The sequence below is a fragment of the Sediminibacterium sp. FW305-C-49 genome (assembly GCF_058231085.1).
This window is the reverse complement of sequence record NZ_JBIQXS010000001.1, coordinates 131,410-146,738: the sequence shown is the minus strand read 5'-3', so window position 1 is coordinate 146,738 and position 15,329 is coordinate 131,410. Positions and strand designations below refer to the sequence as shown.

The window sequence follows — 15,329 nt, the reverse complement described above, 5'->3', positions numbered from 1 at the left end:
TATGTTTGAATGCATCCAAATATGTATTTTGAGCATGAATGATACGTTTTGAAACCATATTGCAACAGTTCGGAGAAAAAGGAGATAAAACAGGCTGGACCTATATACAGGTACCGCAGGATATAGCTGAACAATTGCAACCCGGGTCAAGAAAAACTTTCCGGGTAAAAGGAAAGATTGATGCGTTTGCTATAAAAGGAGTGGCCCTGATGCCAATGGGCGATGGGTCTTTTATGCTGCCGGTGAATGCGGCCATGCGCAAAGGAATTCATAAAAAGAAAGGAGCAATGGTAGACGTATCTATCTCTGTCGATAAAACACCACCTGCCATTCCGCCGGCCTTGAAAGAATGCCTGGATGATGAGCCGGCAGCCATGGAATTCTTTCAGCAACTCACGCTTTCCAACAGGAATTATTTTATCAAATGGGTGGAAGGGGTTAAAAATGAGATGGCACAGGCCAAACGAATTGCACAAATAATTGATGCACTGTTACTTAAGCAGAATTTTGTGGATATGATTCGGGCACATAAGGCGCAAAAGCAGCGGGAGAAAGGTTTATAAGATGTCAAGAATAAAACTTACTATTTAGTAAGTAATCCTTAATTTTAGCTTGTGACCGCAAGAAATACCGATACCAAGGAAGAAATTGTACGTATAGGCACTGCCCTGATCAAAAGTCATGGGTACAATGCATTCAGCTATGCAGACATTGCTGAACAATTGCAGGTACGCAATGCAGCCATCCATTATCATTTTCGTGGAAAAGAGGATTTATTGTCGGAGATCATCGATCAGTATATTGATTTATACAAATCGCTCGATCAACAACTAAAAGCAGTAGGTGCATCTGCTTCGGTTGCGCTGGAGAAGTTTATTGAGCGTTATTCCTGCCTGGTAGATGCAAACAGTATTTGTATCATCGGTTCCATTGCATCGGATTATAATACACTCCCGGCTTCCGTAAAGGAAAAAGTTAATCAGTTAGTGACACTGGTATTAAAACTGGTGGAACAAACCCTGGCTGCAGGAAAGAAGACGGGTGAATTTATGTTCCAGGAAACACCCAGAACCCAAACCCTGTTGCTGATGACAAACCTGGCCGCCGGGGTGCAATTGGCAAGAATTACCGGCAAAAAAGATTATGATACAATAAAGAAAGCGATCATTCGTCAACTGAAACAAGGATAAAATTTTTTTACCCATAAAACTTACTTATTAGTAAGTAAAAATCAGACATCTAAAATCAAAACCATGAAAAAAGCATTCACACTCATCATCGCACTACTGGGTTTATCGACCCTGGTGGTATCTGCTCAAACAGAAGTAAAAGGCACGATTATTACATCTGCTAACGAAACCCTGGAAGGTTCTATCAAAGACCAGATGCAGAAAAAAGGAAATATCCTTTTTACCACATCAACAGGAACAAAAAAATTGTATTCACCTTCAGATCTCAGCAGCTTTACCTTCAATGGAGAAAAGTATGTATCCTATGCCAACGATTTCTACAAGGAAGTCTCCACTGGTAGCAAAGCCAGCTTATTTATCCGCGTAACAGATAACAGCGGTAAAACAATTTATAATGGTGCAGAACCGGTCGTACTTGCAACGGCTGAAGGAAAATCAGGTGATTATTATTTACAGGTGAAATTAGACAGCAAATTCAACCTGGTAAGTAAAAAGAATTTTACTGAAGTAATCGGTAGCTTATGTGCTGATTGCGTAAGTGTACAGTCCAGTATTAAATCTGGTCAGTTGAGCTATGCGCAGATTACCAAAGTAGTGGAGCAGTATAACAATTGTTTATAAATTTCTCTGCAAAACAGATAAAAGAAAAGCCCCGTTAACCGGGGCTTTTCTTTTATAGATCGGAATAACTGGTCGGGTTTAATAAAATAATATCCAGTTTACTTACGGTATGCTGGTATTCAGGCAAAGCCGATATTCTTTTCCATTCGGGATGATCAAAAAATGTTTTCCAGTGTTTATCACGCTCAACCATATTGTCGAAACTGGTCATATACATCAGGTTAGGCATTCTGCTGCCTGCCAGTACTTCTCCATAAAATACAGCGTTGAATGCCAATTTTTTAAACAGTTTGATTTCTCCCCCCTGGTTAAACATCTCCACTTTTTTCCTGTATAATTTCTCCGTAGCTCCTTCATAGCTCCTTAATTCATACACCCTTTGTTCAACAGGACCGGATAGAACCGGTTTTCCCATTTGGGGCATGTCGGAAAATGCACGTAGAAGAAATGTTTCGATTCGGCTATACGCTGGACGATCATATGCTGTCTGAATATAGGCTGACCCAGCCGACAAATATGACTGATCTTTCAATAGTTCATCGTCTAGACGATATACATCATTGAGTGAGGAAAGTGGTATGAATAGGTATATCTTCTTTTTTGTTGACGTATCATTTCCCACCGGTGTAAAAACGCCCACTTGTTTGATACCCTTTTTGTGTACTGCAGGTAACCATGCTTTTTGTAAAAAATCTTCCGTCGTTTTTTGCTGAACTGCATCAGCAAAATGGTATAGTTTAATCAGGTAAAACTGTCTGTTGTTTTGCGCTTGCAGGCTGATGGTACAAAACAATAGCAAGAAAGGGATGAGTTTTCGCATGGTTGACTGTTTTATTCGCTTTGTGTAAGTCTGTAAATAAGTAATGCTGCGCGTTGTATCAGTAAAGGGAATTGTTTCAGGTTAATTGTTTCACCCACAGCATGTGCACCTCTGCCTGAAGCACCTAATCCATCAATGCAATCAATATATTTGGCTACATAGGAAATATCTCCCGCACCCCGCGAACCCGGGTCACCGGCATTGGCGGGTCCTAGGCCCATGTCCCTCGATATTTTGTCTACCCATAAACGTAATGCATCATTACCTTTGGTAGGTTCCATTGAAGGTATACCATCCGTAAAAGAAATTTTAGCGGTACTGCCATTCAAATTTTGGCTGGCAACAATCGCAGCCATTTTTTGTCTCGCTAGATCTCTTTGTTTTTCAGTCAGGAAACGAAGATCACCTTCTACAACAACAGACGGTGAGATGATATTGGTTTTCCCGGAAACAACTGCCCGCATCTTTTCATCATCATATTCCATTTCAGATCCACCGGCTATAATACCCGGATTAAATGTGAGGTATTTTTCATTGCCCAGTTCTTCCCTGAAACGATTGAGTATACGTGCGGTTTCATAAATGGCGCCGTAGCCAGATCCTTGTCCGAATACACCTGCTGAATGTCCTGTTTTAGCAGTTACATCCAGCTTCCAGCTACTAAAACCACGACGCCCGATGGCGATGGTATTCATACCCTGTGCTGTTTCAAATGCCAGTGCGAGGTCTGCATGTTTGGCTCTTTCAATAAAATCTTTTCTGCTAACACTTACTGGTTTACCGGATTCTTCTTCATCACCGGTAAAATACACAACTATAGAAGCGTCTTTCAAAAGGTTCATGGAATGAAGTGCCTGTAAAGCCATTACAACGATTACATCTCCACCTTTCATATCATTTACCCCCTGACCGGTAGCAGTAGAATCGTTGATACGGTTGAAAGGGCCTGCCGGCATATCAGGTTCAAAAACGGTATCTAAATGGCCTATGATAAATATTTTTTTCCCTTTCGTGCCTTTTTTACTGGCAACCAGGTGTCCCGCTCTTTTCAGGGAGTCGGGCAGCGATACCCATTCGGTCACAAGTCCGGCTTTCTGGAGCTCGCGGGCAAAAACTTCACCGGTTTTTTTCACACCGGCAATATTAAATGTGCCGCTGTTAATATTAACGGTCTCTTCCAGCAGCTTTTCTGCTTCGGCTGAGTGGTTCCTGATCCAGTCTACAATCTTTTTTTCGGTGTCGCTAAGTGATTGGGAAAAAATATTATTGAACAGAAGCAACGCGAGCACAAGTGCCAGTATCTTTTTCATGAATTCGGTTTGGTGGCAACCAAGTTAAGTAAGATTTGGCTATCATTCAATAAGACTGGTTCGTCCAACTACTGCTGTTGTTAATGAGTAACGCCTCTTTTACGGGGCACTAATGAAAAAAAATGAAACGATAAATGGCTGCATAGGCAGGGTGGGAATGGTATGTTCTATTGTGTAAGTGAAGCAAACAAATAAAGAGAAAAAATAATTCAAAGACTTAAAATATCCTTTAACAAAACCTTAGTACACAGTTGGCATTCTTTTGGCTCTAATAAAAAAACAGGATGTACAAATTATAATGCCGATGATGTAAATGCTACGCTAAAATCAAGCACACATGAAAACAAAACAAGTATTCCTCGGAGTAATGATGTTCTTCGCCACAGCACTGGCCATAACATCCTGTAAGAAAACCGATTCGGCACAAATTCCAGCCGGTAAACAAAACCTGAGTCTGTATATGACAGATGGCCCTGGTTTTTTTGATAAGGTCTTTGTGGAAATTAAAGCCGTTCAGGTACTGGTAGATACTACCAAAGACACACGTAAGAACGATACCTGTAACTGGGACAGACTGGGTGCCTATATTGGTTCTACCAACGGCAACAGAAAAGATTCAGGTCTTGTTTGGACGAATCTCAACATCAATGCAGGAGTATACGATATCCTGAACCTGCGTAATGGTGTTGATACCTTATTGGCATCAACAGAAATTCCTAAAGGAGCCATTCGTTTGATCAGAATCGAAATCGGTACCAATAATTCTGTGGTAAAAGACAGCGTAACATATCCGTTATACTGGCCCGATAATAAACCCAATTATGTGCTGATCAAACTGAAAGGTCATGAAACAGAAGAGTTCCTGCCCAATAAAATTCGTTTATGGCTTGATTTTGATGTAAGCAGATCGGTAGTGATTGTAAACAATAACAAGTTTTACCTCAAGCCTGTATTTCACTTCTTTGTAGAAAAATCTACAGCCAGTGTTTCGGGTAAAGTAAAACCACAGGATGCAAAAGCAGTGCTTACCTTATTCAACAGCACTGATACAGCCTATGCATTACCCAATAAAAATGGAGAATTCAAAATGCGCGGTCTGAAAAACGGCACCTACTCACTGTATGTAAACGGATCGAATAATTACAAGGATACAACCATCAATAATATCGTGGTTCAGGCACCCAAAAACACCAATGTGGGCGTTATTGAACTGAAACAATAGTAGGGTTTTTCAAGAGCAAGGGTTAAGGAGGGGTTATCGTGCCCCTCCTTTTTTGTTGTAATGATAACTGTAAGAGCACAGCTTTATCTGTATATTACTTTGTTGTTTGAAATAAAACGACAAATTTGCAACCACAAGCACCCTGACTGATATGATCAAAAACCGAAAAGCTGCTATTGGATTTATTTTTATTACCCTGCTGATTGATATTACCGGATTGGGATTGATAATACCTGTTGTTCCAGATTTAATAGAGGAGCTATTACACTCATCTGATAACAGCAGAGCCTCACAGTATGCCGGGTTACTGACACTTGCATATGCAGCGACACAGTTTGTATTTGCTCCGGTTCTTGGTAATTTAAGTGACAAGTATGGAAGAAGGCCTGTATTACTTCTGTCGTTGTTAGGCTTTGGTATCGATTATATTTTTGTTTCATTTGCACCTACTATTGGATGGCTGTTTGTTGGTAGAGTAGTTGCGGGTATTACTGGCGCAAGTTTTACCACAGCATCGGCCTATATAGCTGATATAAGCACCAATGAAAACAGGGCGCAGAATTTTGGTATGATCGGTGCAGCTTTTGGATTAGGTTTTATACTTGGTCCATTACTTGGTGGATTGCTTGGTGAACTAGGCACCAGAGTGCCTTTTTATGTAGCAGCAGGGCTTGCTTTATTGAACTGTTTATATGGTTACTTTATTTTACCGGAATCTTTAGATAAAGAACACAGAAGAGAGTTTGAATGGAGAAGAGCAAATCCAATCGGTTCATTATTACAACTTAAAAAATATCCGGCAGTTGGAGGACTAATCATCTCTCTTATTTTAATCTATATAGCCGGGCATGCTGTTCAAAGTAACTGGAGTTTTTTTAACCGTGAAAAATTTGCCTGGACACCTAAGATGATTGGTATTTCATTAGGAGTAGTTGGATTATTGGTAGGGCTGGTACAAGGTGGGTTGGTGCGGGTAGTGAATCCAAAAATAGGTAACGAAAAAAGCATCTACCTCGGTCTGGGTTTATACGCATTAGGGCTTTTATTGTTTGCCTTCGCCACCCAGGGCTGGATGATGTTTGTATTTCTTGTTCCATATTGTTTGGGAGGAATAGCAGGACCCGCCTTACAGTCGATTATTTCAGGTCATGTACCACCTAATGAGCAGGGCGAATTACAGGGAGCATTAACAAGCCTCATGAGCGCCACCTCCATTATTGGTCCGCCACTGATGACAAGCCTTTTTGCTTATTTCACCAAAGAAGAAGCGCCTGTTTATTTTCCAGGCGCTGCATTCTTTTTGGGTGCTTTTTTGATGATAGCCAGTACCTATTATGCGTACAAGGCATTGCATACAGCAAAAAAATAAATCAGTTTTCTATTTCTACAATCATTTCAATTTCAACGGCCATATTCATGGGTAAAGATGCCATGCCCACAGCACTGCGGGCATGTTTACCTTTATCGCCGAACACAGCCACCATGAGATCAGAAAAACCATTGATGACTTTGGGTTGATCGGTAAAACTATCTGTACCATTCACCATTCCCAATACTTTTACAATACGTTTTACTTTTGATAGATCACCCACTGCACTTTTTAAAGTAGATAATAAGCTGATGCCTGTTTGTTTTGCAGCAGCATAACCTTCTTCTATCGAAAGATCGCGTCCTAATTTTCCTGTAATATAACTGCCATCTGCTTTTACAGGGCCATGACCTGACAGGAAAATAAGGTTGCCGGTTCTTACATATTTTACATAATTCGCTACCGGTGAAGATGGGGCCGGTAATACGATGTTCAGGGCTTTTAATTTTTCTTCGGGTGTTTGTGCAAAAAGGCAATGGACAAATAATGTCATCGCTATCACAAGTACTGATCTCATATGCAAGTATTATAGTCTTAACAAATAAAATACACTATTCAGCTTTTGATGTAAACCAACTGTTCCTGATTTTTTTCATCGAATCGCTGATAGTCTGACCATTGTTTTCTATATCTATGATGGTGAAACTGCTGTTTTCTTTTAAAGTCATCGTGGTTTTCTTTTCTTTTCCACGGTGTTTATATGTAACAACCACAGTTTCACCTGGTTTCTTCTGTGAAAGAAAATTGCTGATATCTGTTGGTGTTTTAACCTGTGTCTGGTCCAACTGTACAATCTCATCATTGATATCAAGCCCGGCTTCATAGGCTGAAGATCCTCTGGTGGTAGAAGAAATCACCATTAATTTACCCTGATCGTTGGCACGGGTGTTCAATCCAATATTTACTTTTCCTTCATTGGCTTTCTTCACTTCATATCCTGCTTTGGCGAAAAGAGACTTGTAATCAACTGCTTCATGTCCGGTAATATGTTTTTTGAAAAACTGCTCGGCAAAGTTTGCATCTGTGATGCCAGCCAGTGTTTTTTGCATGGAAGGAATCGTATAAGGTATTTCGGCTTTTCCATGTGTAAGCCACATGGCTTTCATGAAATCGTCCAGCGATTTATTGGTCTTTGTCAGTAATTCAAGATCCAGTGCCAGTGCCATGGCAGCGCCATATGTATAGTAAGACGTAAACATATTTCCATAATTGTTTTTGTCAATGGAAACAGAAGCGTCAACATAAACGGCATGATTGCTGGCATCTACAGGAGAATAATATACAGCACCTGGGCTGTTTGATTTTGTATTTACCAGGCTACCGGCAATACTGATAAAAGTTTGGGGTGTAATAAGGCCGGCTCTTGCCAGTAGCAGGTTACCATAATACTGGGTAAATCCTTCAGCAAACCAGAGTTCATGGCTCATATTGCTTTTCTCGAAGTTGAAGGGTTCCAAAGTTTTGGGTCTGATTCTTTCTACATTCCAGTTATGAAAGAATTCATGTGAGGTTACACCCTGCAAACCTGCCGGATTAAATACAGCAACAGGAGAAGAAATCATAGTAGAGTTTCTGTGTTCCATACCGTCACCCTGTATATAAGGGTTCGCACTCATGATAAATGTATACGCACCAGTTTCATAATCAGGAAATTCTCCAAAAACTGCTTTCGATTCTGCTACAATCTTTTTGGTTCTGTCTACCAGATCATCCACCTGCTGTGCAGTAGCATCAGCTTCCAGTGCAATCCGGATCGTATATTTTTTTCCATTTGAATTATTTACCTGCCACTCGCGGATGATGAGGTCGCCAATTTTGGTAGGGCTGTCCATGAAATATTGCAAACCTGGTGCAGTAAATCTGTGAGGTTCACTAGTTGGGAATAATTGTGTAGCAACAATGCCCTTATTTTCTTTTGGCAGCTCGAAGCTGATATCTATTGGTGCTTTATCATATCCTTTGATCCACATAAATACGGCGGGCATATTCAAATGAATGCTCTCAGGATCTATTCCGGCATAAGTGCCATCCGCATGATTGGCAAAGAGGGTGTAAGTAACTGTTACAGTACCACTGTGAGCAGGAACTTCATATACATCTCCATCGATGCGATTGATGGTAATGGATTTACCATTTTTATCGGTCGCTTTTACATCATATACATTTTTACCAAACTCATGTGTGGCATACCTGCCCGGCGAGGACCTGCTCATTCTGAAAATGGCGGGTTTATTTTGTATACCACTTGCGGTAACACTGATGACTGCTTCATGATGAACAGCATTCGGGAAAGAAACTTTGTAGGAAATTTTTTGTGCATAGGTGAATGCGCAAATCAATAATAAGCCCAGAACATAACCAGCTCTTTGTAACATGATGATTTATTTGTGTGTATGCTAAGATAACGACTGTCAGGATTTAACAGATCATTCTGAAAAGAGAAGGATGAGCGGTTCACAGGCCTTTTATCCTGATTGTTAACCGTTTAGTATCTTAAAATATGATTAGAAAGAGGGGGGGAAGCCTGTTATTACCTGAATAAATTGGCTGGCGACTTATTTACACGTATCTTTGCAGCCTTATTTATAATTACAATTTTACAAATGAACACACAAATTCAGGGAACTGTAAAGTTCTTCAATGAGGAAAAAGGTTTTGGTTTTATTAAGCATGAAAACTCTAGCCAGGAAACATTCGTACACGCTAACGGTCTGATTGATCAGATTGAAGCAAACGATAAAGTGGTTTTCGACGTGCAGGAAGGTCGTAAAGGCCCTAACGCCGTTAACGTTAAGCGTATCAACTAATCAGTCATACCTCTTAACTTTTCCGAACCATCCCGCCTCAGGCCGGATGGTTTTTTTATGTTCTGTTCTTGCTCAGATTTGTCTGTCAGGCTGTTGTATGGGCTATATTTGCAACCTAAACCTGAAATTGATGTCGACAGTTATGCAACAACTACAAGAAACTACCAGCTTTATCAAAGCCAAAGTGAGCGGTGAAGCCAGTATTGGTATTATCCTGGGTAGTGGTCTTGGGAACCTGGCCAATGAAATTATAACGGAGTTTGAAATAGCCTATAATGATATACCTCATTTTCCGGTAAGTACCGTTGAGGGTCATAAGGGCAAACTGATTTATGGAGAGCTGGGAGGGAAAAAAGTATGGGTCATGGGTGGTCGTTTTCATTTTTATGAAGGGTATACGGCACAACAGGTGGCTTACCCGGTGAGGGTAATGCGTATGCTGGGAGTAGAAACCCTCTTATTGTCTAATGCTGCGGGAGGAGTAAATGCTGCTTTTAAAGTGGGTGATCTGATGATCATCAACGATCATATCAGTTTCTTTATCGTCAATCCTTTACTGGGTAAAAATGAAGAAGCCATTGGCACCCGTTTCCCCGATATGAGTGAGCCCTATGACAAAAACCTGATCAATACAGTGCAGGCTATTGCCAGCAAACACCAGATACCTCTTCACCAGGGTGTTTATACAGGTGTAACAGGGCCTACTTTTGAAACAAGGGCAGAATATAAACTGATTAAAGCTTTGGGTGGTGATGCAGTGGGTATGAGTACCGTGCAGGAAACCATCAGTGCTGTTCATTGTGGTATGAAAGTTTTTGCGATGAGTGTTATTACTGATCTGGGTATCCGTGAAGAAGAAAATGTCATTACCCATGCAGAAGTGCTGCAGGCCGCACATGATGCGGAACCTAAACTGACACTTTTATTTACAGAACTTGTCAAAACACTATAAAGGGTTAGCCAGTTTTAACTTCCTGCAAATAAGCATTCATCTTATTTTGCAGTACATTCAATAACATGCGTGTAATAAAGTACCAGGTCTTAACGGTTGTGTTGATTTCCATCGGACTATGTCTGCATGCACAGACCGGTAATTTTCGTACACGTAGCAGTAGTGGTCAGCGATCAAATATTACAACCGATGCACAGGGTAGACCTATCAGGAGAAATACGGGTAATGATTCTTTGAAAACAAGGAATAGTCTGGCCGATTCAATTACGATCTTTTATCGCTATTTCGATTCAACACGTCCGCGAACCATCGATTCATCTATCAATGATTTTTATACACGGTTCCCTTTGCCTTACCGTTTTCATAGTCTTGGTAATTATGGAACTGCGGCACAATCATTGATTTTTGAACCATTCATGAAAGCGGGTTTTGATCCGGGCTTTCATGCCTATGATATCTATAAGTACACAACTGCAAATACACGTTTGTATCAGACGACGAGACCTTACACAGAACTGTCTTACCTGCTGGGGAGTAAAGCAGAGCAACTGATTAGTTTTTTACACACACAAAACAGAAAAGATAATTTCAATTTTGCAATTGAATATCGTTTTAGTAATGCGCCTGGAGCCGTCAAAAATCAGAACGCAAGCCATAATAATTTCAGGTTTACCACACATTATCGTTCCCCCAATCGCAAGTATGGCATGAACCTGATTTATTTATCAAACAAAGGAGCATCATCTGAAAACGGAGGTTTGCAGGATGTTAAGATGTTAGACAGTCTCCGGCTGAATGACCCATATGAGCTCGAAACAAGATTGGGCAGGCCCGGAACAGCCCGCCGTAACCCTTTTAATACAAATGTTACCACGGGTAATGTGTACAAGGAAACGGTAGTGTTGTTAAGACAATTCTACGATTTCGGGAAAAAAGATTCCATTATTACAGATTCAACTGTGTATAAGATATTCTATCCCCGTTTCAGGGTAGAACATACATTACGTTTTACAGCAAATGATTTCCGGTTTTATGATGAAGTAACAGACTCAGCTCAATACCGCCGATATTTTAGCCGTATTATACCTGATTCCATCAATATAGGCTACCAGGATCGTTGGGCAGATATTACCAATCAGTTCAGTATCCTCACTTTTCCCGACAAGAATAACCAGAGCCAGTTTATCAAGGCCGGCATTGCTATACAAAACCTTGCAGGCAGGTTTGATAGTGTGATCAGAAAAAACTTCTACAATATTTATGCCCTGGGTGAATACAGAAACCGTACGCGTAACCAGGTTTGGGATATTGAAGCAAGGGGTGAACTCTATTTAAATGGATTGAATGCAGGAGACTATGAAGCTTTTATCAGCATGAAACGTTTACTGGGAAAAAAAGCCGGCTATTTAAATGTTGGGTTTCACAATGTAAACAAGTCGCCCTCTTTCATTTTTGATCCATTGAGCCGTTTTCCGATTGATAACAGAACAAATTTTAATAAAGAAAACAGTATCCGTCTGTTTGCCAGATATGAGAATCCGCGTAATGGATTGGTTGTTTCAGGTTCATATTATGCCATCAGTAACTATATGTATTTCGATAGTTTCTTTCACGCAAAACAGGAAGCCACCTTGTTTAATGTAATACATGTTAGGGCTGAAAAGAAATTCAGGTTGTCGCGTTACTGGAACTGGTACACAGAAGTAGATGTACAGCAAACCACCGGCCAGCCTCCTGTTAATCTCCCGCTGATATTAACCCGTAACCGGATCGCTTTTGAAGGTAATTTCTTTGCCAACCTTTTTTTATCAACCGGTCTGGAGCTCAGGTATCATACGGCGTATAAAGCTGATGGTTATTCTCCGTTCCTGGGAAAATATTTCTACCAGAACAGGGAAACCCTTCGGAACCGTCCCGATATCAACCTGTTTCTTCATTTCAGGATCAAGAGCTTTAAAGGATTTATACGCATAGAGAACCTCAATTCGCTGAATACCAGTAAAGGTTTTGAGTTCAGTAAACCCAATATGGTATCGGCACTGTATCCAAACACCGGCCTCTGGACAAGGGTAGGTATATGGTGGAATTTCATCAATTAAAGCCTTAACAGATTTTTTGCCGGATTATAGAGCAGCTTTGCTAATTTTGTACTGTTATGAAAAGGGTACTTACCTCCATCATTGCAATTGTATATTTCGTCATCAGTAGTGGACTGGTGATGAGTATTCATTATTGTATGGGGAAGATCAGTAGTGTAGACCTCAATCATAACACAACTGAAACCTGTATTTGCGGAATGTCTTTAAAGGAAACGTCCAGTAAAGGCTGTTGCAAAACAGAGTTTAAAATGATTAAGCTGGAAGACAACCACAAAGCAACCTATGCTTTTTACGATTTCCAGACGCCTGTTACATTCCTTCCTCAAACCATCAGCATTTTTGATGCTGTAGACCTTTATGCATCTGCGAAAGTGTATGCAGATATTCATGGTCCGCCCCTGTTATCCGAACAGGATACCTATCTCCGTAATTGTGTTTTCAGAATCTGATACCCACCCCCGGGTTATTGAACTGTATTAACTGATAGTTGATACAGCCTATTCTTATTGTGATGCCTTTGGCATAAAACAGATTCATTTATTCAATCAAACAAATTGTTATGAAAACACCATCAATAGTATTAAGCATTTTATTTTCTTTTTTTACAGTCATTGCTGTAGCCCAAACAAAAGCACCTGCGCTGAAATCTGAAGAGATTAAGGTATGGGGCAACTGTGGCATGTGTAAGTCTACCATTGAAAAAGCGGCCAAAGCTGCCGGGGCCAGCTCTGCTATCTGGAATGAAGACACTAAAATGCTGAAAGTAAAATATGCATCTGCCAAAACAAACGGAGCTAAAATACAGCAAAAAGTAGCCGATGCAGGATATGATACCAAAGACCTCACTGCAAAAGATGATGCGTATAATAACCTGCACGAATGCTGTAAATACGATCGTAAAGCATCTGCATCTGTAAAACACGACAAAGACTGCTGTAGTTCAAAAGATTGCACTGCCTCAAAAGACTGTTGCACCGATAAATGTGCAAAAGATGCAAAAGACTGCTGCGCCAAGACTAAATAAATTATTCTTAATAGGCTTGCCGTTGAACATCAATCAGCGGTAAGCCTTACTAATACACAAATAATCATGAAAAAAATTCTCATACTCCTGTTTTTAAGTGTTGGCCTGATTGCAAATGCACAGGTTAAAAAAGTAAATCTGAGAGCCAGTGGTCTTACCTGTGCCATGTGTTCAAAAGCAGTATTTAAATCTATATCTGATGTTCCCTTTGTTGAAAAAGTGCAGGTAGATATACAACAATCAACCTATGAAATATATTTTAAAGAAGGATCTGCCATCAATTTCGATGCTTTAAGTAAGGCTGTTATTGATGCAGGGTTTTCAGTAGACCAGTTAAAAGTGACTTCCAATTTTAACGGACTGAAATTGCAGAAAGATGCAAAAGTAGAATTGGGTAACCAAACACTTCAGTTCATCAATGCTAATGATCAAACATTGAATGGTGAAAAGACTTTTACATTGATTGACAAAAGTTTTGTATCGGCACAACAGTTTAAAAAATACAAATTAACGGCAGGTAAAACCTATGAAACCGGGTTTGCTGCCGGTAAGCGTGTGTATCATGCTGTACTGTAGCAATGCTACAGGTTAGTTTGTATTTAATTATTTAAACTGTATTATGAAAATTAATTTTCTTGTTACTGCATTACTTACAACATTGTGTGTAAGCGCGCAGGAGTTATATGTTTTCTCTGAACCGGCCAGTAATATGCCGGCAAAATCAATCAGCGTTAAACAAACAGCCAAATGGCTTGGCAGTGCTATGTCTGACAGAACAGAAAGCAGGCATACAACAGAGTTAATGTTTGGTATGAACAGAAACCTAATGATACATGCTGCGGCCACATTGTCGGATATGTATAGCAGGTCACAACGCTTTGAAAGCGTAAGAACCTATGCAAAATACAGGTTCCTTACTATCGATGGTATGTATAGTCATTTTCGAATGGCTGCTTTTGCAGAAGCATCTCACAGCCGAAATGTATCGATGTATGATGAGCTGAGTCTCGAAGGCGATCAGAGTGGTGTACAGGCTGGTATTATTGCTACACAGTTGTTACATAAGCTGGCAATATCTACCACCCTTAGTCTTACAGAATCTTTACAAAAAGGGCGTTCACTCCCCGGGCCTAAAGCAGTGCCTTATCAGGCATTCAATTATTCATTGTCGGCAGGCTACCTGGTATTGCCCAAAAAATATACAAGTTATGACCAAACCAATCTTAACCTGTATGTAGAATTACTGGGTCAGCGTACGTACGATAAGAAAAGGTATTTTGTTGACCTTGCTCCGGCTGCACAACTGATTTTCAACAGCCAGGCCAAGCTGAATATGGGCTATCGCTTCCAGTTGGGAGGTAATATGCATCGCATGGCGGAGAAAAGCTGGATGTTGAGTTTCGAATGGTTATTCCTCAATGCCCTTAAATAGTATAAAAATTCAATGATCATGGCTGCCAGAATTCTGTACCTTTAACAGGTGCGAAAACTGGTAGCCATATTATTGGTGGTTGTGTACCTCTTTGGGGCAACTGAGGCAAGTCAATTGCTGAAACTCCCCGTATTGGTACAACACTACTATGAGCATAAAGCCGGTAATGCATCTGTAACACTTGTGAAATTTCTCCATATGCATTATATGGGGCACGATGATAATGATGATGACAACCTCCGCGACATGCAATTGCCATTCAAAACCATGAATGATTGCTGCATGATAGCATTCAATAATCTCCCGCCACAAAAAATACAGATGAATGAAGTGGTAGCGTATGAAGTTCAGCAGGAATTTACTTTGTTGAACGATGCGGCACCTTTCTCCATTTCTGTAGAAGATATTTTTCAACCTCCGCGGTTAGCATGATTTTCTGATCATACATTACTTGTTGATGTATGTTGACTGTGTCTGTCACTA

General features: G+C 40.3%; 17 protein-coding genes. 13 read left to right on the top strand and 4 right to left on the bottom strand.

Going from position 1 to position 15,329, the window contains the following annotated elements; all coding sequences use genetic code 11:
- The first annotated feature begins 38 nt into the window (after nucleotides 1–38).
- The 3 genes from ACH3Z1_RS00600 (at nucleotide 39) to ACH3Z1_RS00590 (ending at nucleotide 1,811) form a co-directional block, all read left to right on the top strand.
- Nucleotides 39–563 (top strand): YdeI/OmpD-associated family protein, encoded by a 525-nt coding sequence (locus ACH3Z1_RS00600; RefSeq protein ID WP_490819900.1) that lies wholly within the window; start codon nucleotides 39–41, stop codon nucleotides 561–563.
- A 51-nt stretch (nucleotides 564–614) separates the two neighbouring features.
- Complete coding sequence (locus ACH3Z1_RS00595) at nucleotides 615–1,190, top strand: TetR/AcrR family transcriptional regulator (RefSeq protein WP_490819899.1); 576 nt, start codon at nucleotides 615–617, stop codon at nucleotides 1,188–1,190.
- A gap of 63 nt (nucleotides 1,191–1,253) precedes the next feature.
- A complete protein-coding gene (locus tag ACH3Z1_RS00590) occupies nucleotides 1,254–1,811 on the top strand; it encodes a hypothetical protein (protein ID WP_490819898.1) in 558 nt (185 codons plus the stop codon).
- A gap of 52 nt (nucleotides 1,812–1,863) precedes the next feature.
- On the opposite strand, the gene ACH3Z1_RS00585 is transcribed toward ACH3Z1_RS00590, so the two are convergent.
- Both ACH3Z1_RS00585 and ACH3Z1_RS00580 read right to left on the bottom strand, forming a co-directional pair.
- On the bottom strand, nucleotides 1,864–2,631 hold the full coding sequence (locus tag ACH3Z1_RS00585; protein WP_490819897.1) for an NIPSNAP family protein: 768 nt from the start codon (nucleotides 2,629–2,631) through the stop codon (nucleotides 1,864–1,866).
- 11 nt (nucleotides 2,632–2,642) lie between these two features.
- Nucleotides 2,643–3,941, bottom strand: coding sequence for a M20/M25/M40 family metallo-hydrolase (locus ACH3Z1_RS00580; RefSeq protein ID WP_490819896.1), 1,299 nt, complete (start codon nucleotides 3,939–3,941; stop codon nucleotides 2,643–2,645).
- 337 nt (nucleotides 3,942–4,278) lie between these two features.
- Between ACH3Z1_RS00580 and ACH3Z1_RS00575 the strand changes: the two genes are divergently transcribed.
- Together ACH3Z1_RS00575 and ACH3Z1_RS00570 are read left to right on the top strand one after the other, a co-directional pair.
- Nucleotides 4,279–5,163: a DUF4382 domain-containing protein gene (locus tag ACH3Z1_RS00575; protein ID WP_490819895.1), complete on the top strand. Its 885-nt coding sequence runs from the start codon at nucleotides 4,279–4,281 to the stop codon at nucleotides 5,161–5,163.
- A gap of 151 nt (nucleotides 5,164–5,314) precedes the next feature.
- Entirely contained in the window at nucleotides 5,315–6,532 is a 1,218-nt protein-coding gene (locus ACH3Z1_RS00570) for a TCR/Tet family MFS transporter (protein ID WP_490819894.1), read from the top strand.
- Nucleotide 6,533: 1 nt separating this feature from the next.
- Here ACH3Z1_RS00570 and ACH3Z1_RS00565 read toward each other — a convergent pair whose 3' ends face one another.
- Nucleotides 6,534–7,049 (bottom strand): RidA family protein, encoded by a 516-nt coding sequence (locus tag ACH3Z1_RS00565; protein WP_490819893.1) that lies wholly within the window; start codon nucleotides 7,047–7,049, stop codon nucleotides 6,534–6,536.
- A 34-nt stretch (nucleotides 7,050–7,083) separates the two neighbouring features.
- Nucleotides 7,084–8,907, bottom strand: coding sequence for a M61 family metallopeptidase (locus ACH3Z1_RS00560; protein ID WP_490819892.1), 1,824 nt, complete (start codon nucleotides 8,905–8,907; stop codon nucleotides 7,084–7,086).
- A 228-nt stretch (nucleotides 8,908–9,135) separates the two neighbouring features.
- Here ACH3Z1_RS00560 and ACH3Z1_RS00555 point away from each other — a divergent pair, with 228 nt between their 5' ends.
- The 8 genes from ACH3Z1_RS00555 (at nucleotide 9,136) to ACH3Z1_RS00520 (ending at nucleotide 15,278) form a co-directional block, all read left to right on the top strand.
- Nucleotides 9,136–9,339: a cold-shock protein gene (locus ACH3Z1_RS00555; protein ID WP_133474974.1), complete on the top strand. Its 204-nt coding sequence runs from the start codon at nucleotides 9,136–9,138 to the stop codon at nucleotides 9,337–9,339.
- A gap of 130 nt (nucleotides 9,340–9,469) precedes the next feature.
- The gene (locus ACH3Z1_RS00550; protein ID WP_490819891.1) at nucleotides 9,470–10,291 is read left to right on the top strand and encodes a purine-nucleoside phosphorylase; all 822 of its coding nucleotides are present in this window, start codon (nucleotides 9,470–9,472) and stop codon (nucleotides 10,289–10,291) included.
- Nucleotides 10,292–10,356: 65 nt separating this feature from the next.
- Entirely contained in the window at nucleotides 10,357–12,390 is a 2,034-nt protein-coding gene (locus ACH3Z1_RS00545; RefSeq protein ID WP_490819890.1) for a putative porin, read from the top strand.
- A 56-nt stretch (nucleotides 12,391–12,446) separates the two neighbouring features.
- The gene (locus ACH3Z1_RS00540; protein ID WP_490819888.1) at nucleotides 12,447–12,839 is read left to right on the top strand and encodes an HYC_CC_PP family protein; all 393 of its coding nucleotides are present in this window, start codon (nucleotides 12,447–12,449) and stop codon (nucleotides 12,837–12,839) included.
- Nucleotides 12,840–12,949: 110 nt separating this feature from the next.
- Nucleotides 12,950–13,414 (top strand): hypothetical protein, encoded by a 465-nt coding sequence (locus ACH3Z1_RS00535; protein ID WP_490819887.1) that lies wholly within the window; start codon nucleotides 12,950–12,952, stop codon nucleotides 13,412–13,414.
- Nucleotides 13,415–13,480: 66 nt separating this feature from the next.
- A complete protein-coding gene (locus ACH3Z1_RS00530) occupies nucleotides 13,481–13,990 on the top strand; it encodes a heavy-metal-associated domain-containing protein (RefSeq protein ID WP_490819886.1) in 510 nt (169 codons plus the stop codon).
- Nucleotides 13,991–14,033: 43 nt separating this feature from the next.
- Nucleotides 14,034–14,846 (top strand): hypothetical protein, encoded by an 813-nt coding sequence (locus ACH3Z1_RS00525; protein WP_490819884.1) that lies wholly within the window; start codon nucleotides 14,034–14,036, stop codon nucleotides 14,844–14,846.
- Nucleotides 14,847–14,894: 48 nt separating this feature from the next.
- Entirely contained in the window at nucleotides 14,895–15,278 is a 384-nt protein-coding gene (locus tag ACH3Z1_RS00520; RefSeq protein WP_490819882.1) for a hypothetical protein, read from the top strand.
- The last annotated feature ends 51 nt before the right edge of the window (nucleotides 15,279–15,329 follow it).